Raw genomic sequence first — 20,747 nt, 5'->3', positions numbered from 1 at the left:
GGGACGGCCGGGGGTGGGCGGCAATCGACTTGCCTCGGATGCTCATACTCGGTCCATGGCGCCCAACCCTGATCTGTTCATCGACCTGGACCCGAGCGAGGCGGGATCCGAGGTCGTCAAGACCGTCGTCCTGCCCTGGTCGGGCCAGAGCACCCCACTGCGGATCCCGGCCGGGCTCGGCGACGGCACCGTGCTGCGGCTGCCCGGCATCGGTCCGGCCACCGTCCCCGGCGGCCCACCCCGGGACGCGTACGTCCAGATCCGGATCGTGCCGGGCGGAGGCGGCGCGGTCCCCGCGAGCTTCGGAGCCGCACCGTTCGGTACGCCCGGCCCGGTCCCGCCGGTGACCTCAGCCCCGCCGAGCACCCCGTTCGGCGCTCCGCCGCCGGTCTCCGCTCCACCGACCACTCCGTTCGGCGCTCCGCCGCCGGTCTCCGCTCCACCGAGCACCCCGTTCGGCGCTCCGCCGCCGGTTTCCGCTCCACCGACCACCCCGTTCGGGGCGGGACCGCCGACCACTCCGTTCGGCGCTCCGCCGCCGGTCTCGGCTCCGCCGACCACGCAGTTCGGGGCGGGCCCGCCGGTATCGGGTCCGCCGACCGCGCCGTTCGGCACCCCGCCGGTCTCGGGTCCGCCGACCACTCCGTTCGGGGCTCCGCCGCCGGTGTCGGGTCCGCCGGGGGCTCCCTTCGCGGGCGGTCCAGGCGGTCCGGGCGGACCGCCGTTCGGTGCGCCGCCGCAGTTCGGCGCGTTCCCGCCACCGCCGCCGGCCAGGTCGGGGCGCGGCAAGATCATTGCCATCGTCGGCGGCGCCGTCGCCGTCGTCCTGCTGGTGGCGCTGGCGGTGCCGCTGGCCATCTGGGCCGCCAGCCGGGGCTCGGACGACCCGCCCTCGAACCGGAACACCTCCGGCCAGGGCGCGGAGCCCTCGCCGAGTGCCGCGCCGGTCACCGCGCAGGAATACCAGGCGCTGCTGGCCCAGGTCGACAAGGCGATCGCCCCCGGCTTCACCCAGCTCGGCGCGGCCAAGAACCCCAAGGCGGTGAGCGCCGCCGCCGGGACCATCGGCCGGACCCTCGACCAGCAGATCACCGCGCTCTCCGGCGTGGTGCCGCCGGAGAACGCCGCGACGGCGCACGCCGACCTGCTGCGCGGACTGGAGGGCATGGTCGACTCGATCACCGAGACGGGCTCCGCCGCCGGGGCCGGGGAGGTCTGCCTGGGCTCGTCGGCGCTGGCCCGGGTCAGCCGGGATCCGGCCGCCGAGGACGTACGCACCGCCGGGCAGGCGCTGGCGGCGGCCGACCCGGCGCAGCCGTACCAGGTCGGCGCGTTCGTGCCGAAGAAGACGGCGGACGGCAACCGGCGGCTCGGCAACGGCTCCTACCTCAAGCGGGTACGCAGCGGTCAGGGACAGCTCAAGATCGAGAACGGCGGCAGCAGCGACGCCGTCATCAACCTGGTGCTCGGCAGCGCCAAGAGCCCGACGGTGAGCGTCTACGTCCGGGCCAAGGGCAAGCACACCGTCTCCTCGATCAAGGACGGCACCTACCGGATCTACATGACCGGTGGCAAGGACTGGGACGCCCGGGCCAAGGCGTTCAGCCGGAACTGCAACTTCCAGCGGTTCGAGGACACCTTCAAGTTCAGCACCACCTCCACCCAGTACACGATCTGGACGATCACGCTGACTCCGGTCGCGGGTGGCAACGCGCGGACCAGCGAGGTCGACCCGAACACGTTCCCGGGCGGCTGACCGGGAGCGATTCCGCAGGGGACGGCGCCAGCCGAAGGGCGTACCGGCCGGATCGAGGGATCCGGCCGGTACGCCCGTTTTGTCGGAAGGCGCTGCGCGGTGACTGCACAGATGTTGTGCACAATAGTTGTGCACAAGTCGTGTGCACAGTTACTGTGCATGCATGGCAGCCGAGACGACCGGCGGCGACCCGCGGGCACCGCAACCGTCGGCAAGTGACGCCCCCGCGCCCTCGGTGGTGACGCTGGACAGCGCGCAGATCCGGATCCTGGCCCACCCGCTCCGGTCCCGGCTGCTCGTCGCGCTCCGCTCCGACGGCCCGGCCACCGCGACCGGGCTGGCCGAGACGCTCGGCACCAACACCGGGGCCACCAGTTACCACCTGCGGCAGCTCGCCGATGCCGGGCTCGTGCTGGAGGAGCCGGACCGGGGCAGTGGACGGCAGCGCTTCTGGCGGGCGGCGCACCAGTTCAGCAGCTGGAGCGACGCCGACTTCGCCGACGATCCCGACGCCCGGGCGGCGGCCGACTGGCTGACCCGCAACGCGGTGCGCCTGCACGCGAGCCTGGCCGAGCGCTGGCTGAACGACCGGCACAGCTATCCGGTCGAGTGGCAGCAGGCCACTACCTTCTCCGACGTGCTGCTCCGGCTCACCCCGGCACAGCTGCGGCAGCTCAACGACGAGCTGTGGGAGGTGGTCGGGCGCTACCGGGCGGCCCTACCGCCGATCGAGCGGGTGCCGGCGGCGCAGCCGGGGGACGACACCGAGCACGTACTGCTCTATCTACAGAGCTTTCCGGTGCGCGGCCCGGTCCCGCTGGCCGGCGGCGGCACCGGGCCGGGGGAGTCGTCGTGAGCACCCTCACCGCCCGGCAGGTGGGCCGGCGCTACCTGATCCTGCACGCGCTCCGCTGGCTGCCCAGCGGGCTGATGATCCCGGTACTCATCCTGCTGTTGCTGGAACGCGGGCTCAGCCTGCCGCAGGTCGGCTTCGTCGCCGCGGCGCAGGGCGTGGTGGTGCTCGCGCTGGAGCTGCCGACCGGCGGACTCGCCGACGCGCTGGGCCGCAAGCCGGTGCTGGTCGCGGCCGTACTGGTCAACCTCGGATCGCTGTTCCTCTTCCTGGCCGCCGACTCCTTCGGACTCTTCCTGCTCGCCTTCGTGTTGCAGGGGATCTTCCGAGCCCTGGACAGCGGCCCGCTGGAGTCCTGGTACGTCGACGCCGCCCTGGCCGCCGACCCGGACGCGCCGATCGAGCGGGGACTCAGCGCCGGTGGGGTCGTCCTGGGCGTCGCCATCGGAGCCGGCGCGCTGCTCAGCGGCGGTCTCGTCGCGCTCGGCCCGGTCGGCGGGATCAGCGCGCTCACCCTGCCGCTGCTGGTCGCCATCGCCCTGGAGGTGGTCGCCCTGACCGCCCTGCTCCTGCTGCTGGTCGAGGTACGCCCGGCCGCCGGGATGGCCGCGCTGCGCGGTTCGCTGCGGGCCGCACCGGCCGCGGTCGGTGGCGCGCTGAGGCTGGCCCGCCGCTCCCGGATCGTGCTCGCGCTGATCTCCGTCGAGCTGTTCTGGGGCTTCGGGATGGCCACCTTCGAGTCCCTGCTGCCGGTCCGGCTCGCCGAGGTGCTGGGCGACCCGGACCGGGCGGCGGCACTGCTCGGGCCGACCGCCTCGGCGGCCTGGCTGGCCTCGGCCGGCGGCGCGGCGGTGATCGCGTACGCGAGCCGGTGGCTGGGCGTGCCGCTCTGCGCCGGGCTGCTCCGGATCCTCCAGGGGGCCACGGTCGTCGGGATGGGACTGCTCGCCGGGCCGGTCGGGATCATCGCGGCCTACCTGCTCTGTTACGCCGTGCACGGCGCGTCCAACCCGCTGCACGCCGGACTGCTGCACCGGCAGGTCGACGGCCCGTACCGGAACAGCGTGCTCTCGCTGAACTCGATGGTGGCCCAGCCGTCCGGCGCGCTCGGCGGCGTACTGCTCACCTCGCTGGCCGCCGCGACCTCGGTGAGTACCGCGATGGTCGTCGGCGGGGTGGTGCTGGCCGTCGCCGCACCGCTCTACCTGCCCGCCTGGTTGGCCGGCCGGTCCAACCCGGCGTCCGCCGCCCTCCCGGACCCGCAGCCGCAGCCGGAGCCGGACCCGAAGTCGGCCCCGGTCCCAGCCCCGGAGCCCGTCCCGATTCCGGTCCCGTCCGATCGAACCGGTGGGCCTGCTATGACCGGGTCTGATCGGGTCTGACGAAGCCGGGACGATCCTGCGCCGGGTGGTGCACCCGACCCTGTCCCGGCGGGTGGATTGGCCGGTGAGGCGCCCGGGTACATCCTGGCCGACCTACTGGGACCCCCGCCGGGAGGAACTCATGCTTGCCTATATCGCCGCCGGTGTCTTCGGCTTCGCGCTGCTGTTGGACCTGTTCGACGAGGACCTGGGTGCGCCCGACCTGTTCAGCACCTCCACCCTGATGTTGATCGGCCTGCTCTGCCTGGCCCTCTACCTCGCCGGAGTGGGCCGTGGCCCGGGTGCCGGCGGCGGTGGCGGCCGGTGGTACCGGGGACGTCGGCCCGGTCGGGGCTGAGGTCGGCCGGGATCGCGACCGGCCCGGTTATCGGTGCATTTCCGGCACCGGAAACCGGGCCGGTAGTGTCTTCCCGATGGAGTCCGACGGCCTGTTCTCTCTCGTCGATCCCGCTGGTGGGCGCACCCCGCCGGCCGGGACCGCCGCCGACGGCTTCACCGTACCCGGCGCCGACTCGCCGTTGCCGGTCCGGATGCGTCCGGCCAGCCTGGACGAACTCGTCGGACAGGACCACCTGCTCGCCCCCGGCGCCCCGCTGCGACAGCTGGTCACCGGGGCGTCGCCGATGTCGGTGATCCTCTGGGGGCCGCCGGGCAGCGGCAAGACCACCATCGCGCACCTGGTGGCCGGCGCGACCGAGCGGCGCTTCGTGGCGATGTCGGCACTCTCCGCCGGGGTCAAGGACGTCCGCGCGGTGATCGACACCGCCCGCCGGGAGCGACGGGCCGGGGGGCGCCCGACAGTGCTCTTCATCGACGAGGTGCACCGGTTCAGCAAGACCCAACAGGACTCCCTGCTGGCCGCAGTGGAGGACCGCACCGTCACGCTGCTGGCGGCGACCACCGAGAACCCGTACTTCTCGGTCATCTCGCCGCTGCTGTCCCGGTGCGTACTGCTCACCCTGCAACCGCTGGACGACGACGCCGTACGCGGGCTGCTCCGCCGGGCCGTCGCCGACGAGCGCGGCCTGGCCGGCACGCTCACTCTGGCGGCCGACGCCGAGGAGCACCTGGTCCGGCTCGCCGCCGGGGACGTACGCAAGGCGCTCACCGCGCTGGAGGCGGCGGCCGGTTCGGCGACCGCGCTGGGCGGCAGCGTCATCGACCTGGCCACCGCCGAGCAGGCCGTCGACGTGGCGGCGGTGCGCTACGACCGCGACGGCGACGCCCACTACGACGTGGTGAGCGCGTTCATCAAGAGCATGCGCGGCTCCGACGTGGACGCCGCACTGCACTGGCTGGCCCGGATGCTGGTGGCCGGCGAGGACGCCCGGTTCATCGCCCGGCGGATCGTGATCTTCGCCAGCGAGGACGTCGGGATGGCCGACCCGGGTGCGCTGGGCGTGGCCACCGCCGCCGCGCACGCCGTCGAGTACGTCGGCCTGCCCGAGGCGCAGCTCAACCTCGCCCAGGCCGTGATCCACATGGCCACCGCGCCGAAGTCCAACTCGGCGACCACGGCGATCGGGGCGGCGGTCGGCGACGTACGGGCGGGGCGGGGCGGTGCGGTGCCCCGGGCGTTGCGCGACGCACACTATCCCGGGGCACGTGGACTGGGACACGGCACCGGTTACCGCTATCCGCACGACGACCACCGGGGGGTGGTCACCCAGCAGTACGTCCCGGACGACCTTGTCGGGGTGGACTACTACCAGCCGAGCGGGCACGGTGCCGAGCGCGCCGTCGGCACCCGGCTGCCACTGCTGCGCCGGATCGTCCGGGGACAGCCCGCACCGCCACCACCGGAGACTGCCGTCGACGGCAGGCCGGCGACGGACGGTGGCGGGAAAGTCGAGGGGGAGGAACACCAGTGAGATCGCGCGGTTCGGACCGGGGCGACGACGGCCACGACGAGCGGCGGGAACCACAGGGCAAGGCACGCCGGTGGGGCCGGGGCAGGTCGCCCGAGGCTCCGCCCGTGGAGCCGGAGGTCAGCGGCGAGGAACTCGGCTGGATCTCCGACCTGCGTACCGCCAAGGAGCAGAAGGCCGACATCGGTCCGGCCGACGGCTCCAGCCCGACCGATCCGCCGCCCCGGCTGCCCGCCGCCTACGAGCGGCTGCCCGAGGCCGGCCCGGAGGCCGCCGGGTCGATGCGGCCTGCCGGGGCACCGCCGGCCGATCCGCCGGTCGGTCCGGCCCGGCGGCGCGACGACGAGCCGACACCCCCCGGCCCGGCCCGGCGGGCCCCGGAGCCCGACGACGCCGCCCCACCGCCCGCCCGTGGTGCCGGTGCGCAGCCGCCACACCCCGAGCCGAGGACCTCGGCCCCGCCGGTCGTGCCCGCGCCGCCGCTCGGTCGACCCGGCCGTGCGGCCGAGCCGGTCGCCCCGACGGCCTGGTCCGGGCCGGCGCCGGAGCGCCGCCCGGCCGGTGACCGGGACGAGCCGGCGATCCGGCCGGGCAGCACACCGTGGCCGGGTGAGCCGGTACCGTCCGCCGGGCACCAGCCACGGCACGGCGCCGCGTCACTCGAACCGGGTCCGGTCCGGCGGGCGTCGGAGGCCCGGGGCGACGAGCCGAGCGCACGCCGGTCGGCCGCACCCGGGGAACCCGGCGAGGGCCGGCACGGCCGCCCGCCCGGCCACGCCGCCGGTGACCTCGCCGGTCCGGGCAGCCCAGCCGGTCCGGGCAGCCCGGCCGGTCCGGGCAGCCCGGCCGGTCCCGGCGACCGGTTCGGAGCACCGACGGTTCCGGCCACCGGTGATTTCGTCGTACCGGCCTCCGGCAACGCCCCGCCGCTGCCGACCGCTCCGGGTCGACCGGGTGCCGCCGAGCGTGACCCGGACGGGCCGGGACGCGGTGGTCCGGTGCTCGGCGCCCGGCGTACCGACGCCGTCCCGCCGCACTCCGGTGGCCGTGCCGCCGGTCCGCCCCCCGCCGCCGGATACTCCCCGGCCACCGGGGCGCACGCCGCCGGCGGCGCGCACCCGGCGGGCAGGGACATCTCCGCCGCTCCCGCCGGCCCGCACACCTCGGCTGCGGGCGGGCGTTCCGCCGGCACCGGCGGGGTGCACCCGGGCGGCGGCGCGCACGCCGCGGTCAGCGGTCCGCCCGGAGCGGGAGCGGCGTCCGCTCCGGCCGGTGCCCACGCGGCCGGCGAGCCGGAGACCCGCCCGCCCGGCCATCCGGAGCGACCCGGGGACTGGATCCGCAAGAGGGGAAGCGTCCGGCCGGTCACCCCGGCCGCCGGGTACGGGCCGGCTGCCCCGATATCCGGAGCCGGTGCGCCCGGATATCCGCCGTCCGGCCCGGCCGGTGGCCCGGACTCGGTTGGCCGGTCGCCCGGCCACGGATCGGCAACCGGACCGGACCTGACCACCGGTTCGGGCCGGGCAACCGCTCGCCCACCGTCCGGGTTGGACGACTTCGACGCCGCACGACCGGGTCCGGGCCGGCACGGGGCGCCGCCTACCGACGAGCTCCGGGACGGCGGGCGGGTGCCCCGGGTACGCCCCGGCGCCGGTGTGTCCGGTCCGCCGTACGACGGTGCGGGCGGTGGGCGGCACGGTGCGCCGCCGGTGGTACCGGGTCGGCACGGCGCGGTCGCGCCGCCGGCCGGAGGCCCGCGCGGCGACCGTCCGGTCAGCGGGGACCCGTCCGGAGCCCTGCCGGGACCGGGTGGCTCACGCAGTACGCCGCCGCGCGGTGGCATCCCCCGGCACGGCGAACCGGATGACGAACCCCGGGCGGCGGCCGGGCTCGGCCGACCCGTGGAACCCCCGGACCGGCGTGCTGCCCCGGGCGGCAGGTACGGCGTCGAGCCGGCCGACCGTCCCGGACCGCCGGTACCCGGCCGGGGTGACGTCCCGGCCGACCGCCCTACCAGCGGCCGCGCGGCCGCGCCGGCCGACGCTGGACCGGCGGGGCGAGGCAGTGGTGGTGGTACAGCCTTCGAGGGTGCCGCTGGCCGAACCGGTGGTACCGCCTTCGACGGTGCGCAGGGCCGAACCGGTGGTACCGCCTTCGACGGTGTCCCGGGTAGACCCGCCGGCACCACACCCGGCGGCCCGCCCCGGGCGTCCGCCCGGGGAGCCGTCGCCCCGGTCCAACCCGGACCCGCGTCCGCCCCGCCGGCCCGGGACCAGGGTGCCGGTGCGGCCACCCGTTCCGGCCCGGCCGAGGCCGGCCGCGGCGCCACCGCCCGGCCGACCTCCGGGCGGCTGGACGGCCGACCACGGGACGAGGCGGTCCGGCCCGACCCACCGGTCCGGCCCGACACCCCGCCCCGGGCAGTCCGCCCCGACACCGGCCGCCCGGACGGCGTCGGTCGCCCGGACGACGCAGCCCGCCCCGGCGGTGCCGGCGGGCCCGACGGTCCGCCCCGGCCGGATCCGGCGATCCGGGCCGCCGCCGGGCCGCCGGCCGCCGGCCCTCGCCGGGATGCCGGACCGGACCGGTCCGCGGAACCGTCGGCGGAGCCGGCCCGGGGCGCCCGGGCCGAGCTGCGCCGCCAACTCCGCGAGCAGCGGCGGTTGAAGACGATCGCCCTGCTCCTGGCCAGCCTGCTGGTGCTCGGCGCGCTGCCGACGTACTTCGGTGTCCGGGCCGCGACCCGGGATCCGGTGTTCAACTCCCTCGACGCGCTGGCGGTGCCGGCCTGGGCCGCCACCGACACGGTCGACGGGGTCAGCGGCAGCCGGTGGTGCTTCATCGAGTGCCGGTTCCGGGAGCGGACCGTGCAGTCGGACCGGGGGTGGGAGGAGACGGCACAGGTCTACGAGACCGCCCTGAACCGCGAGGGGTGGCGGCCGTGGAAGGTGGCGCTCTGCCCGGAGCAGCCGGTGGAGGGGCACTACACGTGCTGGCGCCGGGACGAGCTGACCCTCGACATGTGGGTACGCCAGCCGGCCTGCCCCGACCCGTCGGTCGCCGCACCGGGCGCGGCCCCGGCGCCGGCCGCCACCGGGCCGGGAGGGGTGAAGTGTGACGGTGCGCTGGTCTCGATCAAGGTCCGCAACGCGATCGCGGACGACCGGATCGGTCCGCAGCCGACCACCGACCCGTCGCTGACCGGGGTGGATCCGGATCCACTCTTCACCGACGATCCGCTCGGCGGGCTGACGCCCACCCCCACCCCGTCGTGAGGCCGGCACTCGTCACCGACGGTAGGGTTGCGGGTTGGTACTCCGAGGGGCATTCCGGGTAACCGTCGTGACGCGGTGCCGGACGTCCCGGTGAGACGCCTGGCGCGCGATTCCGAGATGGTGCGTTTCCGCGAGACGGTGCATTTCCGAGACGGTGCATGGAGGAGGACGGGTGGACGCTGGAGAGATCGGTCAGATCGCCGCGCTGGTCGCGGCGGGTGCGTTCCTGATGCTGGTGTTGGTGCTGGCCAGGCCGATCTGGCGGCTGGGCAACACGGTGGACGCGGCGACCCAGGCGATCAACGACATCAACGAGCGAACCGCGCCGCTGCTTACCAACATGAACGTCACGGTGGAGAACGTGAACACCGCGCTGGGCCAGGTGCAGACCTCGCTGGACGGGGTGAACATCCAGCTTGCCAAGATCGACACGATGACCGGGCACGCCCAGAACGTCACCGCCAACATCGCGAACCTGAGCACCGTGGTCTCGGCCGCCGCGGCGAACCCGCTGGTCAAGGTGGCCGCCTTCGGGTACGGCGTGCGCAAGGCCGCTTCCGCCCGGCGTCGCGCCGAGGACGAGCGCGAGGTGCGTACGACCCTGAAGCAGCAGCGTCGGGCCGCCCGGCGCGGCGGGCACTGACCCCCGCGCAGCGGCGACCCGGCACGGAGGAAGGATGAGGCCATGAGACGACTGCTCTGGTTGGGCATCGGGCTGGCCGTCGGCGCGCTCGTCGTCCGGAAGCTGACCCGCACCGCACAGGCGTACACGCCGCAGGGGATCGCCGGCTCGCTGGCGCAGTCCGCTGGTGGCCTGGTGCAGTCGCTGCGGGACTTCGCCGACGACGTGCGGGACGGCATGGCCGAGCGTGAGCAGGAGATCCACCAGGCGTTCGCCGAGGGGGTCGCGTTCGACGACCGCTTCGAGGAGCTGCGCGAGGACCCCCGCATCGGCGACCGCGAGTTGTTTCCGGAGGAAGGCACCCGATGAGAACGGCGGAAGTCAAGCGGCGCTACCTGGCGCACTTCGAGGCCAACGGGCACACGGTGGTGCCGTCCGCTCCGCTGCCGGCGATCGACGACCCGAACCTGTTGTTCGTCAACGCCGGCATGGTGCAGTTCGTGCCGTACTTCCTCGGGCAGCAGACGCCGCCGTTCCGGCGTGCGGTGTCGGTGCAGAAGTGCATCCGTACCCCGGACATCGACGAGGTCGGCAAGACCTCCCGGCACGGCACGTTCTTCCAGATGAACGGGAACTTCTCGTTCGGTGACTACTTCAAGGAGGGCGCGATCGCGCTCGCCTGGGAACTGGTCACCAAGCCGGTCGCCGAGGGCGGGTTCGGGCTCGACCCGGAACGGATCTGGCCGACTGTCTACCTGGACGACGACGAGGCCGAGGCGATCTGGCGCCGCACCGGGGTGCCGGCGGAGCGGATCGTCCGGCGCGGCAAGGCGGACAACTTCTGGTCGATGGGGATCCCGGGACCGTGCGGGCCGTGTTCGGAGATCTACTACGACCGGGGCCCGGCGTACGGCCGCGAGGGCGGCCCGGCCGTCGACGAGGACCGCTACCTGGAGTTCTGGAACCTCGTCTTCATGCAGTTCGAGCGGGGTCCGGGCACCGACAAGGAGAACTTCCCGATCCTCGGTGACCTGCCGGCGCAGAACATCGACACCGGGATGGGCCTGGAGCGGATGGCCGCGATCCTCCAGGGTGTCGACAACCTCTACGAGATCGACGAGGTGCGGCCGATCCTGGACCGGGCGGCCGAGCTGACCGGCCGGCGCTACGGCGCCAACTCCGGGCACGCGGCGAGCGAGTCGCACCCGGACGACGTACGGCTGCGGGTGGTCGCCGACCACGTGCGGACCGCGCTGATGCTCATCGGTGACGGTGTGACCCCGGGCAACGAGGGGCGCGGCTACGTGCTGCGCCGGATCATGCGTCGGGCGATCCGGGCGATGCGGCTGCTCGGCTGGCAGGAGCGGGCGCTGCCCGAGCTGCTGCCGGTGGCCCGGGACTGCATGTCCCCGTCCTACCCCGAGGTGGCGACCGAGTTCGACCGGATCTCCTCCTACGCGTACGCCGAGGAGGACGCCTTCCTCTCCACGCTGCGGGCCGGCACCACGATCCTGGACACCGCGATCGCCGAGACCCGCTCGTCTGGCGGCGGGAAGCTGTCGGGGGACAAGGCGTTCCAGCTGCACGACACGTACGGCTTCCCGATCGACCTGACCCTGGAGATCGCCGCCGAGCAGGGGCTGTCGGTGGACCAGGACGGGTTCCGCCGGCTGATGGCCGACCAGCGGGCCCGGGCGAAGGCGGACGCGCAGGCCCGCAAGACCGGGCACGTCGACCTGTCGGCGTACCGCTCGGTGTTGGACTCCGGCGGGCCGGTCCAGTTCACCGGCTACACCGAGGTGTCCCGGGAGTCGTCGGTGCGGGCGCTGCTCGGTGCCGGCGGTACTCCGGTCGAGGTGGCCGGTGAGGGTGAGACGGTCGAGCTGGTGCTGGACGCCACCCCGTTCTATGCCGAGGGCGGTGGCCAGCAGCCGGACGTCGGCCTGGTCACGGTCGGCGCCGGCCAGGTCGAGGTGCTCGACGTGCAGCAGCCGATCCCGGGGCTCATCGTGCACCGGGCCCGGGTGGTCCGTGGCGAGGTACGCACCGGCGAGGCCGGCCTGGCCGAGATCGACGTGGTACGCCGCCGGGCGATCTCCCGCTCGCACACCGCGACCCACCTGGTGCACCAGACGATGCGCAACTTCCTCGGCGAGGCGGCGACCCAGGCCGGTTCGCTGAACGCACCGGGGCGGCTCCGGTTCGACTTCAACACCCCGACCGGGGTGGCGCCGAGCGTGCTGCACGACGTGGAGCAGCAGGTCAACGAGGTGCTGCTGGCCGACCTGGAGGTGCACGCCTTTCTCACCTCGCAGGAGGAGGCCCGCCGGCTCGGCGCGATGGCGCTGTTCGGCGAGAAGTACGGCGACGAGGTCCGGGTCGTCGAGGTCGGCGACTACGCGCGGGAGCTGTGCGGCGGTACCCACGTGGCCCGATCGGCGCAGCTCGGTCTGGTGAAGATCCTCTCCGAGTCCTCGATCGGTTCCGGGGTGCGCCGGGTGGAGGCGCTGGTCGGGCTGGACGCGTTCCGGTTCCTCGCCAAGGAGCACCTGCTGGTCTCCCGGCTGGCCGAGCTCTACCGGGTGCCGGGCGAGCAGGTGGCCGACCGGGTCGAGCAGACCGTGGCACAGCTCCGGGACGCGGAGCGGGAGCTGGAGAAGCTCCGCGCCCAACTGGTGCTGGGCGGTGCGGCGACGCTCGCGGCGAACGCCCGGGATGTCCGGGGGGTGGCTTTCGTCGGCACCGAGGCGCCGGAGGGCGCGGGCGGCAACGACGTGCGTACCCTGGCCCAGGAGATCCGGGGCAAGATCGACCCGGCCCGGCCGGCGGTGGTCGCGGTGGCGGCCCGGAGCAACGGCAAGGCGTCGCTGGTGGTGGCGGTGAACGGCGCGGCGAAGGACCGGGGTGTCTCGGCGGCGGCCCTGGTCAAGGGTGCCCTCTCCGGCCGGGGTGGCGGCAACGCCGACCTGGCCCAGGGTGGCGGCCTGCCGGCCGGCGAGGCGCCGAGCCTGCTGGCGGCGGTCGAGAAGGCGCTCGCCGAGGCATGACCGTGCTGCCCCGTGGCGTACGGCTCGGCGTCGACGTCGGGCAGGTCCGGGTCGGCCTGGCGCTCTCCGACCCGGACGGCATCCTGGCGACGCCGCTGGTGACGCTGGCCCGGGACCTGAAGACCGGCATCGAGGCGGTTCCCGCCGACATCGCGGAGATCGGGCGGCTTGTCGGGCTGCACGAGGTGGTCACCGTCGTGGTCGGCCTGCCGGTCACCCTGGCCGGCGGCCACGGCCCGGCGGCGGTCCAGATCCAGGCGTACGCGCAGCGGCTGAGTGCGGCGATCGCGCCGGTGCCGGTGGAACTGGTGGATGAAAGGATGTCGACCGTCGTGGCTTCTCGTAGGCTAGCCGAGCGGGGCGTCCGAGGACGGCGTCAACGGGCGGTGGTCGATCAGGCGGCCGCGGTGGAGATTCTGCAGAGCTGGCTGGACAGGCAGCGGAGGCGGACAGGATGATCGACGACTTGGAGCTCGCGTTCGACGAGCGTGTGGAGAAGGGGCGGCACCGGCGCGGCGCGCAGCGCAAACGCAACGGCAAGCAGAAGCGTGGCGGGCGCGGCCGGACGGTCGCCGCCCTGCTCATGGCGTTCGTGCTGCTCGGCGTGCTCGGCGGCGCCGGCTGGTACGGCTTCGACCGGGTGCAGGGCTACTTCGTCACTCCGGACTACGACGGCACCGGCAGCGGCGAGGTGCAGGTCCAGGTCGAGGAGGGCCAGAGCATCGCGCAGATCGCCGACACCCTGGTCGCGGCCGGCGTGGTGAAGAGCACCAAGGCGTTCATCGAGGCGGCCCAGGAGAACTCCCGGAGCCAGAACATCCAGCCGGGCCTCTACAAGGTCCGCAAGGAGATGAACGCCGAGTCGGCGCTGGGCATGTTGCTCGACCTGAAGAACAAGCTGGTCAACGGCTTCCTGGTCCGGGAGGGCGCCACCGCCAAGCAGATCTTCAAGGCGCTGGCGGCCGAGACGAAGCTGCCGGTCAAGGACTTCGAGACCGCCGCCAAGGACCTCGAAGGGCTCGGCATCGCCGACTTCTGGTTCAAGCGCGACGACAAGCAGACGGCGCGCAAGTCGATCGAGGGCTTCATCTTCCCCGACACCTACGAGCTGCCGCCGAACGCCAGCGCCGAGTCGATCCTCAAGCTGATGGTGCAGCGCTTCATGTCGGTCGCCGAGGACATCGACTTCGTCGACCGGGTGCAGAAGGAGCGCGAGATCAGCCCGTACGAGGCGCTGATCGTGGCGTCGCTGGCCCAGGCCGAGGCGGGTAACCCCGACGACCTGGGCAAGATCGCCCGGGTGGCGTACAACCGGATCTACAGCGGCGACCACTACTGCAAGAACGGCGACGGCCTGACCGGCTGTCTGGAGTTCGACGTCGGGGTCAACTACTACTGGGAGTTGACCGGCAAGAAGACCAAGCGCTCCGCGGACATGACGAACGCCGAACTCTTCGACTCGAAGAACCCGTACCGGATGCACGGCAAGGCCGGGCTGCCGCCGGGGCCGATCAACAACCCGGGGCAGAAGGCCCTGGAGGGGGCGATGGACCCGCCGAAGGGCGACTGGCGGTTCTTCGTGGCGATCGACAAGGAGGGCCACTCGGCGTTCGCGGAGACGGCCGAGGAGCACGCCCGCAACGAGCAGAAGGCCCGAGAGAACGGCGTGCTCTGAGGTGACGGCGAGCGAGGTGGGTGTGCGGCGCCGGGCGGCGGTGCTGGGCAAGCCGATCGCCCACTCGCTCTCCCCGGTGATCCACAACGCCGGGTACGCGGCGGCCGGGTTGACCGGCTGGTCGTACACCGCGATCGAGTGTGCCGAGGTCGAGCTGGCGGACCGGGTGGCCTCGTTCGGCCCGGAGTGGGCGGGGCTCTCCCTGACCATGCCGCTGAAGGAGGCGGCGCTCGCGGTGGCCGGCGAGGTCTCGCCGGTCGCCGCCGCGACCGGTGCGGCGAACACTCTGGTACGCCGACCCGACGGCTCCTGGGCCGCCGACAACACCGACGTACCCGGGATGGTCGACGTGCTGACCGACGCCGGTGTGCCGGCCGGCGCCGAGGTGGTGCTGCTCGGCGCCGGCGGCACGGCCCGGGCCGCGCTCGCCGCCGCCGTCCGGCTGGCCGCCCGCCGGGTCACCTGCCGGGTGCGGCGCCGCGCCGCCGGGGAGGAACTGGCCCGGCTGGCCGACACGCTCGGGCTGCGGTTCGAGATCGCGGACTGGGCGGCTCCGACGGAGGCGGACGGCGCGGATCTGGTGATCTCGACCGTGCCGAAGGGCGCCGCCGACGACTTCGCGACGGCGGCCCGGTCCTGGCGTCCCAAGACGGTCTTCTTCGACGTCGTCTACGACCCCTGGCCGACCCCGCTGGCCGCCGCCGCCTCGGCCGCCGGCTGCCGGATCGTGTCCGGGCTCGACCTGCTGCTGGCCCAGGCGGTCGGGCAGTTCGAGCAGTTCACCGGAGTGCCCGCCCCGGTCGCCGAGATGCGCTCCGCGCTCGCCGCCGCCCGTTCCGCACGCTGAGCCCCGGGTTTCGGCCCTGGCGCACAGCGGCCCGCCCCGGAGCGCCGAGGGGAAGGCGGCGGACCGAGGCGGGCCGGTCGGGTGCCGAGGCAGGTCATTGGCGGCGCCGGGGCACCCAATACAGGATCTGTCCGGCGATCAGCGCGGGGTGGGTGTCCGGCATGGCTTGCATGGCGCGGGTGAGGTGTACGCCGAGGTACATCATCAGTCCGACCCGGTTGCCGTTGAAGCCGATCAGCAGGGCCAGGCGGGCCGGCGCGCAGGGCCAGGGATCCTGACAGCTCCGGCAGCTGTACGACGGCGCCGGAACGTGTCCACCGGCCGGGTAGCGACGCTGGGCGAGCCGTCGCATGTGTCGGTACCAGCGTTCCTGCGGCCCGATCACGGCTACGTCCGCTCCGACCGCGTGACCCTGGGGGAGAACGCCTCCATGCCGGCCCGGTACTCCGCCTCGGTCATCGGTCGCAGCGGGGGGCCGAATGGCAGCGGAACCCTTTTCACTGAGTCTGGGCAGACCCAGCGGTGGCCGCAGCGGCAGTAGCGCCACAGCCGTCGCCAGTCTCGTCGGTGGGGCCGCCCTTCCTGCGTCATCGGGTCACCTCTCAGTCTCTTCGGCTGCATTCCACCCTGGACTCAAAGCCATCTGGAGCGGAATATGAGCGAGCGAGAGTATCGAGAGATATCGGCTGGTTGATCGGGAGTCAGGTGGATTAGATGAGCGACCTACGCGAGATCCTCAGGACACAGCGAACTCGGGCGAAGCGAACCAGGGATCAGGTCGGGGCGGCCGTCGGCCTGAGTGGCGCGTCGATCGCGGCGTTCGAGCAGGGCCGGATGATTCCCCAGCCGGACACCGCCGAACGCCTTGACGCGTATTTCAAGACCGGTGACCAGATCCAGCGTGCGACGACGGAGGCGCGGAATGATGCCCGGCCCATCTGGCTGCGCCCCTGGACGGAGCAGGAGCAGCGGGCAACCATGTTGCGCTGCTTCGAGCACAGCCTGATTCCCGGACTACTCCAGACCGAGGCGTACACCCGGGCGCTGCTGGCCAGCGGCAGGCTGCCCGAGGAGGTGATCGAGCGGACGACGCAGGTGCGGCGTGAACGGCAAGCCGCGACGATCAACCGGCCCAACCCGCCGATGTTGTCTGCGCTCATCTGCGAGGTGGCCCTCAGCTATGGGCCTGCCGACGTCATGAAGGAGCAGTTGGAGCATCTGGTCGAGCTGAGCCGCCGGCCGCAGGTGCAGATCCTGGTTGTGCCCCGGGCCGCTGGCCTCCACCCTGGTCTAGCGGGAGCGTTCGTGTTGGCGACCCTGCCGGCCCGGGGCCGGGCCGTCTATCTTGACGACCAGCTTCGAGGACGGTCGGTGACCGACGGGACGGACGTGGACGAACTTGAGCGAGTGTGGGAGATCGTCCGCGGTCTGGCCCTGCCGGTAAGCTTGTCGCGAGATCTGATCATGAAGGCGGTCAACAACCATGACTGAGCCGAACTGGCACAAGAGCAGCCGCAGCAGCACCAACCAGGGCAACTGCGTGGAGGTTGCCGACAACCTTCCGGGCCGGGTGCTGGTCCGGGACACCAAGGACCGGGCTGGCGGCACCCTGACGTTCGGGCCGGCCGCCTGGCGGGCGTTCGTCGGCGAGGTGACCCGGCGGCCGTAGCCAGCGCAGGGACCTGATCCGCGCGCCCGTCCGTCCGTAGAGCGGGACAGCACGGGCGGTACGCGGCAGCCTGCCGGCGCCGTGCCAAACTTGACGGCTGGCGGGCGGCCGGCCCGGGTCGCGGCGAGGAGAGGGTTGCTGTCGTGTTGCGCTGGTTGACGGCGGGAGAGTCGCATGGACCCGCCCTGGTGGCGGTGCTCGAAGGGTTGCCGGCCGGGGTCGAGGTGACAAGCGAGGAGATCGTCCACCAGTTGGGCCGTCGCCGGCTCGGCTACGGCCGGGGCGCCCGGATGGCGTTCGAGCGGGACGAGGTCGAGATCGTCGGCGGTCTCCGGCACGGCCGGACCCTGGGCAGCCCGGTGGCGATCCGGGTCGGCAACTCCGAGTGGCCGAAGTGGCAGACGGTGATGGCGGCCGATCCGGTCGACGCGGAGGTGCTGGCCGGGCAGTCCCGGAACGCACCGCTGACCCGCCCTCGCCCCGGGCACGCCGACCTGGCCGGCATGCAGAAGTACGGCCACACCGACGCCCGGCCGATCCTGGAGCGGGCCAGCGCCCGGGAGACCGCCGCCCGGGTCGCGGTCGGCACCGTCGCCCGGTCCCTGCTCCGGCAGGCGCTCGGCGTCGAGATCGTCTCGCACGTCGTGGAACTCGGCTCGGTGGCGGCCAAGCCGGGCCTCCAGCCCCGCCCCGAGGACGCCGAGCGGATCGACGCCGACCCGCTGCGCTGCCTCGACCCGGAGGCGAGCGCCCGGATGGTCGCCGAGGTGGACGCCGCCAAGTCCGACGCCGACACCCTCGGCGGGATCGTCGAGGTGTTGGCCTACGGCGTGCCGCCGGGGCTGGGCAGTCACGTGCAGTGGGACCGCAAGCTCGACGCCCGGCTCGCCGCCGCGCTGATGTCGATCCAGGCGATAAAGGGTGTGGAGATCGGCGACGCCTGGCAGCAGGCCCGGTCCCGGGGCTCGGCGGCGCACGACGAGATCGTCCCGACCGCCACCGGGGTACGCCGGGTCACCGACCGGGCCGGCGGCCTGGAGGGCGGGATCACCACCGGCGAGCCGCTTCGGGTACGCGCTGCGATGAAGCCGATCTCCTCGCTGAACCGGGCGCTTTCCACCGTGGACGTGGCGACCGGCGAGCCGGCGACCGCGATCAACCAGCGTTCCGACGTCTGTGCGGTGCCCGCCGCCGCGATCGTCGCCGAGACGATGGTGGCGCTGGTGCTGGCCGAGGCGGCGCTGGAGAAGTTCGGCGGCGACTCGGTCGCGGAGATCCGCCGCAACGTCGCCGGCTACCTGGACAACCTGGTGATCCGGTGAGCGCGAGGAGAGAGCCGGGTCTGCGAGCCCCGCAGTCGCGAACGGAACGGGAGCGCTGCTGATGGCGCCGGTCTGTGTCCTGGTCGGTGTGATGGGTGCCGGCAAGACCAGCACCGGGCTGCTGGTCGCCAAGGGGCTCGGGGTCGACTTCCGGGACACCGACAGCGACATCGAGGCGATGGCCGGCAAGCCGATCCCGGAGATCTTCGTCGACGACGGCGAGGAGCATTTCCGCACCCTGGAACGGGCTGCGGTGGCGACCGCGCTGGCCTCCTTCGACGGGGTGCTGGCGCTCGGTGGCGGTGCGATCCTGGCCGAGGAGACCCGGGCCGCCCTGGCCGGGCACCGGGTCGTCCACCTCTCGGTGGAGCTGCCGGACGCGGCCAGGCGGGTCGGCCTCGGTGCGGGTCGGCCATTGCTGGCGATCAACCCCCGGGCCACCCTGAAACACCTGCTGGACCAGCGGCGTCCGCTCTACGCCGAGGTGGCGACCCTGACCGTGGTGACCGACGGGCGGACCCCGGAGCAGGTCGCCGACGAGATCCTGACGACTCTCGCCGGCGACGCCGGATAGCTACTTACTGACCGCCCGGCCGATCTGGTCCAGCAGGTCGGTGAGGCGTTTCGGTTCGCTGAGCATCGGCCAGTGCCCGGTCGGCAGGCCGTGCAGGTCGGCACCGGCCAGCCCGGCGAAGAACGGATGCCCCTCGTCGATCATCTGCCGGACCATTTCCACCGGGAAGGTGCAGGCGATCAGCGCGGCCGGCACCCGGCCGCCGTGCGGCAGCCGTACCGGGTCGGTGGCGGCGCGCAGTGGCTGGGCGGTGGCGCGGCTGCGGAGCAGGCCCAGCAGCTCGTCGTCCAGGCCGGCCAGGTTCGGGTCGTCGGCCGGTTGCCATGCCTGTGGCGGCAGCAGGTGCCCGTCGCCGACCAGCGCCAGCAGTGACTCCCGCTCGTCCGGCTCGACGGTGTCCATCTGCGCCGTACCCTCCGGCAGCGGTCCACTGTCGACATAGACCACCCGGGCGATCCGGTCGGCGATCCGGTCCGCCGCCTGCTGGACCGGCATTCCGCCGCCGGAGTGCCCGACGAGTACGACGTCGTGCAGTTCCTCGGTCTCGATCAGCTCGACGATGTCGAGGGTGTGCGTCTCCAGGCAGGTCTCCGGGCCGGCCAGGTGGGCCCGGTCGGCCACCCCGGTCAGGGTCAACGGGTACGCCCGGTGCCCGGCCGCGCGCAGCCCCTCGGTCACCTCCCGCCAGGCCCAGGCGCCGAGCCAGAAACCGGGTACCAGGACGAACGTGGCCATCTCTGCTCCTTCATCTCGGGTGGTTCGGCGCCCACGCTAGAGTCGAATCCGGGCGACTTCCGCCCGGATTAGGAGCGTGACCCGTGCCACATCCGGCCGCCCGGGTGCTCGGGATGCTCGAACTGCTGCAGAGTTCCCACCGGCTGACCGGCACCGAGCTGGCCGCCCGGCTCGGCGTCGACGAGCGGACCGTCCGGCGGTACGCCGAGACCCTCGTCGACCTCGGCATCCCGGTGACCGCCGCCCGGGGCCGGTACGGCGGCTACCGGCTCCGGCCCGGCTACCGGCTGCCGCCGCTGATGCTCACCGACGACGAGGCGGTGGCCGTACTGCTCGGGCTGGTCGCCGCCGAACAGCTCGGGCTCGGCACCGCCGCCCCGGCCACCGACCTCGCCCAGGCGAAGATCCGCCGGGTACTGCCGCAGCCGCTCGCCGACCGGCTGGACGCGGTGACCGAGAGCCTCGGATTCAGCCTGCGACGGCGCGAAGACGCCGCCCGGCCGGCCACCGCGACCCTGCTGGCGCTCGGCGCGGCGACCCGGGCCCGGCAACGGGTCACCATCGACTACCGCTCCTTCGGCGGCGAGTCGTCGGTGCGCGACCTCGACCCGTACGGGTTGGTCTTCCACTCCGGTCGCTGGTACGTCACCGGTCTCGACCACCGGCGCGACGAGATCCGCACCTTCCGGCTCGACCGGATCGTCTCGGTCGAGGCCGGGACTGGGACCAGGGCCGGAACCGGGAGCGGGACCAAGGCCGGGAGCGGGCCGTTCTCCGTGCCGCCCGGATTCGACCCGGTCGGGCACGTGACCCGGTCGCTGGCCGGAGTGCCGTACCGGTGGGAGGTCGAGGTGCTGCTGGAGACGGAGCTGGAGCAGGCCCGGCGACGCATTCCGCCCGGCGTCGGCGAGCTGGCCGCCACCGACGACGGCATCCTGCTGCGCACCCGGGCCGAGAACCTGACCGGGATGGCGCAGCTCCTCGCCGGACTCGGCTGGCCGTTCACCGTGCTCCGCCCGGACGAGCTGCGCATTGCCGTCACCGGATACGCCGACACCCTCGCCCGGTACGCCGCCCGTCGGCCACCGGTTCCGGGAAGTCCCATCGACTAGGCTCTAGCCC

General features: G+C 73.6%; 19 protein-coding genes. 17 read left to right on the top strand and 2 right to left on the bottom strand.

Annotated elements, in window-relative coordinates:
* Positions 1-55 precede the first annotated feature (55 nt).
* The 12 genes from ACN28A_RS37140 (at position 56) to ACN28A_RS37085 (ending at position 15,325) form a co-directional block, all read left to right on the top strand.
* Positions 56-1,756 carry a hypothetical protein gene (locus ACN28A_RS37140; protein WP_421403570.1) on the top strand — a complete coding sequence of 567 codons (1,701 nt, stop codon included), beginning with the start codon at positions 56-58 and terminating at the stop codon, positions 1,754-1,756.
* Positions 1,757-1,919: 163 nt separating this feature from the next.
* Positions 1,920-2,612: an ArsR/SmtB family transcription factor gene (locus ACN28A_RS37135; protein ID WP_421403569.1), complete on the top strand. Its 693-nt coding sequence runs from the start codon at positions 1,920-1,922 to the stop codon at positions 2,610-2,612.
* The gene (locus ACN28A_RS37130; protein WP_421403567.1) at positions 2,609-3,991 is read left to right on the top strand and encodes an MFS transporter; all 1,383 of its coding nucleotides are present in this window, start codon (positions 2,609-2,611) and stop codon (positions 3,989-3,991) included. The genes ACN28A_RS37135 and ACN28A_RS37130 overlap by 4 nt, the downstream gene beginning before the upstream one ends.
* A 64-nt stretch (positions 3,992-4,055) precedes the next feature.
* Positions 4,056-4,328: a hypothetical protein gene (locus tag ACN28A_RS37125; RefSeq protein WP_421403565.1), complete on the top strand. Its 273-nt coding sequence runs from the start codon at positions 4,056-4,058 to the stop codon at positions 4,326-4,328.
* Positions 4,329-4,404: 76 nt separating this feature from the next.
* Positions 4,405-5,862, top strand: a complete 1,458-nt coding sequence (locus ACN28A_RS37120) for a replication-associated recombination protein A (RefSeq protein ID WP_421403563.1) — start codon at positions 4,405-4,407, stop codon at positions 5,860-5,862.
* A 2,630-nt stretch (positions 5,863-8,492) separates the two neighbouring features.
* Positions 8,493-9,134 (top strand): hypothetical protein, encoded by a 642-nt coding sequence (locus tag ACN28A_RS37115; protein ID WP_421404844.1) that lies wholly within the window; start codon positions 8,493-8,495, stop codon positions 9,132-9,134.
* 172 nt (positions 9,135-9,306) lie between these two features.
* The gene (locus ACN28A_RS37110) at positions 9,307-9,777 is read left to right on the top strand and encodes a DUF948 domain-containing protein (protein ID WP_421403561.1); all 471 of its coding nucleotides are present in this window, start codon (positions 9,307-9,309) and stop codon (positions 9,775-9,777) included.
* 42 nt (positions 9,778-9,819) lie between these two features.
* On the top strand, positions 9,820-10,125 hold the full coding sequence (locus ACN28A_RS37105) for a hypothetical protein (RefSeq protein WP_421403559.1): 306 nt from the start codon (positions 9,820-9,822) through the stop codon (positions 10,123-10,125).
* Entirely contained in the window at positions 10,122-12,803 is a 2,682-nt protein-coding gene (gene alaS / locus ACN28A_RS37100; protein WP_421403558.1) for an alanine--tRNA ligase, read from the top strand. Before ACN28A_RS37105 ends, alaS begins: the two co-directional genes overlap by 4 nt.
* On the top strand, positions 12,800-13,261 hold the full coding sequence (gene ruvX, locus ACN28A_RS37095; RefSeq protein ID WP_421403556.1) for a Holliday junction resolvase RuvX: 462 nt from the start codon (positions 12,800-12,802) through the stop codon (positions 13,259-13,261). The genes alaS and ruvX overlap by 4 nt, the downstream gene beginning before the upstream one ends.
* Positions 13,258-14,478 (top strand): endolytic transglycosylase MltG, encoded by a 1,221-nt coding sequence (gene mltG / locus ACN28A_RS37090; protein ID WP_421403554.1) that lies wholly within the window; start codon positions 13,258-13,260, stop codon positions 14,476-14,478. Before ruvX ends, mltG begins: the two co-directional genes overlap by 4 nt.
* A gap of 40 nt (positions 14,479-14,518) precedes the next feature.
* A complete protein-coding gene (locus ACN28A_RS37085; RefSeq protein WP_421404842.1) occupies positions 14,519-15,325 on the top strand; it encodes a shikimate dehydrogenase in 807 nt (268 codons plus the stop codon).
* Positions 15,326-15,419: 94 nt separating this feature from the next.
* On the opposite strand, the gene ACN28A_RS37080 is transcribed toward ACN28A_RS37085, so the two are convergent.
* Positions 15,420-15,710, bottom strand: a complete 291-nt coding sequence (locus ACN28A_RS37080) for a hypothetical protein (RefSeq protein ID WP_421403552.1) — start codon at positions 15,708-15,710, stop codon at positions 15,420-15,422.
* 329 nt (positions 15,711-16,039) lie between these two features.
* On the opposite strand from ACN28A_RS37080, the gene ACN28A_RS37075 reads away from it, so the two are divergent.
* The 4 genes from ACN28A_RS37075 to ACN28A_RS37060 all read left to right on the top strand — a co-directional run bounded on the left by ACN28A_RS37075 (position 16,040) and on the right by ACN28A_RS37060 (position 18,890).
* On the top strand, positions 16,040-16,816 hold the full coding sequence (locus ACN28A_RS37075; protein WP_421403550.1) for a helix-turn-helix domain-containing protein: 777 nt from the start codon (positions 16,040-16,042) through the stop codon (positions 16,814-16,816).
* Complete coding sequence (locus tag ACN28A_RS37070) at positions 16,809-16,994, top strand: DUF397 domain-containing protein (protein ID WP_421403548.1); 186 nt, start codon at positions 16,809-16,811, stop codon at positions 16,992-16,994. Before ACN28A_RS37075 ends, ACN28A_RS37070 begins: the two co-directional genes overlap by 8 nt.
* A gap of 143 nt (positions 16,995-17,137) precedes the next feature.
* The gene (gene aroC, locus ACN28A_RS37065) at positions 17,138-18,316 is read left to right on the top strand and encodes a chorismate synthase (RefSeq protein WP_421403546.1); all 1,179 of its coding nucleotides are present in this window, start codon (positions 17,138-17,140) and stop codon (positions 18,314-18,316) included.
* Positions 18,317-18,377: 61 nt separating this feature from the next.
* A complete protein-coding gene (locus ACN28A_RS37060) occupies positions 18,378-18,890 on the top strand; it encodes a shikimate kinase (protein ID WP_421403544.1) in 513 nt (170 codons plus the stop codon).
* Here ACN28A_RS37060 and ACN28A_RS37055 read toward each other — a convergent pair whose 3' ends face one another.
* The gene (locus tag ACN28A_RS37055; protein WP_421403542.1) at positions 18,891-19,625 is read right to left on the bottom strand and encodes an alpha/beta fold hydrolase; all 735 of its coding nucleotides are present in this window, start codon (positions 19,623-19,625) and stop codon (positions 18,891-18,893) included. It lies immediately after the preceding gene.
* An 83-nt stretch (positions 19,626-19,708) separates the two neighbouring features.
* On the opposite strand from ACN28A_RS37055, the gene ACN28A_RS37050 reads away from it, so the two are divergent.
* A complete protein-coding gene (locus ACN28A_RS37050; protein WP_421403540.1) occupies positions 19,709-20,737 on the top strand; it encodes a helix-turn-helix transcriptional regulator in 1,029 nt (342 codons plus the stop codon).
* Positions 20,738-20,747: the final 10 nt, after the last annotated feature.

The sequence above is a fragment of the Plantactinospora sp. WMMB782 genome (genome assembly GCF_049179135.1).
Classification (GTDB): Bacteria; Actinomycetota; Actinomycetes; order Mycobacteriales; family Micromonosporaceae; genus Plantactinospora.
This window is presented reverse-complemented; position numbering and strand designations above follow the sequence as displayed.

Coding starts and splice junctions, on each gene's coding strand:
- ACN28A_RS37075 (WP_421403550.1), top strand. CDS start 16,040: ATGAGCGACCTACGCGAGATCCTCAGGACACAGCGAACTCGGGCGAAG.
- ruvX (WP_421403556.1), top strand. CDS start 12,800: ATGACCGTGCTGCCCCGTGGCGTACGGCTCGGCGTCGACGTCGGGCAG.
- ACN28A_RS37055 (WP_421403542.1), bottom strand. CDS start 19,625: ATGGCCACGTTCGTCCTGGTACCCGGTTTCTGGCTCGGCGCCTGGGCC.
- mltG (WP_421403554.1), top strand. CDS start 13,258: ATGATCGACGACTTGGAGCTCGCGTTCGACGAGCGTGTGGAGAAGGGG.
- ACN28A_RS37070 (WP_421403548.1), top strand. CDS start 16,809: ATGACTGAGCCGAACTGGCACAAGAGCAGCCGCAGCAGCACCAACCAG.
- ACN28A_RS37140 (WP_421403570.1), top strand. CDS start 56: ATGGCGCCCAACCCTGATCTGTTCATCGACCTGGACCCGAGCGAGGCG.
- ACN28A_RS37060 (WP_421403544.1), top strand. CDS start 18,378: ATGGCGCCGGTCTGTGTCCTGGTCGGTGTGATGGGTGCCGGCAAGACC.
- ACN28A_RS37135 (WP_421403569.1), top strand. CDS start 1,920: ATGGCAGCCGAGACGACCGGCGGCGACCCGCGGGCACCGCAACCGTCG.
- ACN28A_RS37120 (WP_421403563.1), top strand. CDS start 4,405: ATGGAGTCCGACGGCCTGTTCTCTCTCGTCGATCCCGCTGGTGGGCGC.
- alaS (WP_421403558.1), top strand. CDS start 10,122: ATGAGAACGGCGGAAGTCAAGCGGCGCTACCTGGCGCACTTCGAGGCC.
- ACN28A_RS37105 (WP_421403559.1), top strand. CDS start 9,820: ATGAGACGACTGCTCTGGTTGGGCATCGGGCTGGCCGTCGGCGCGCTC.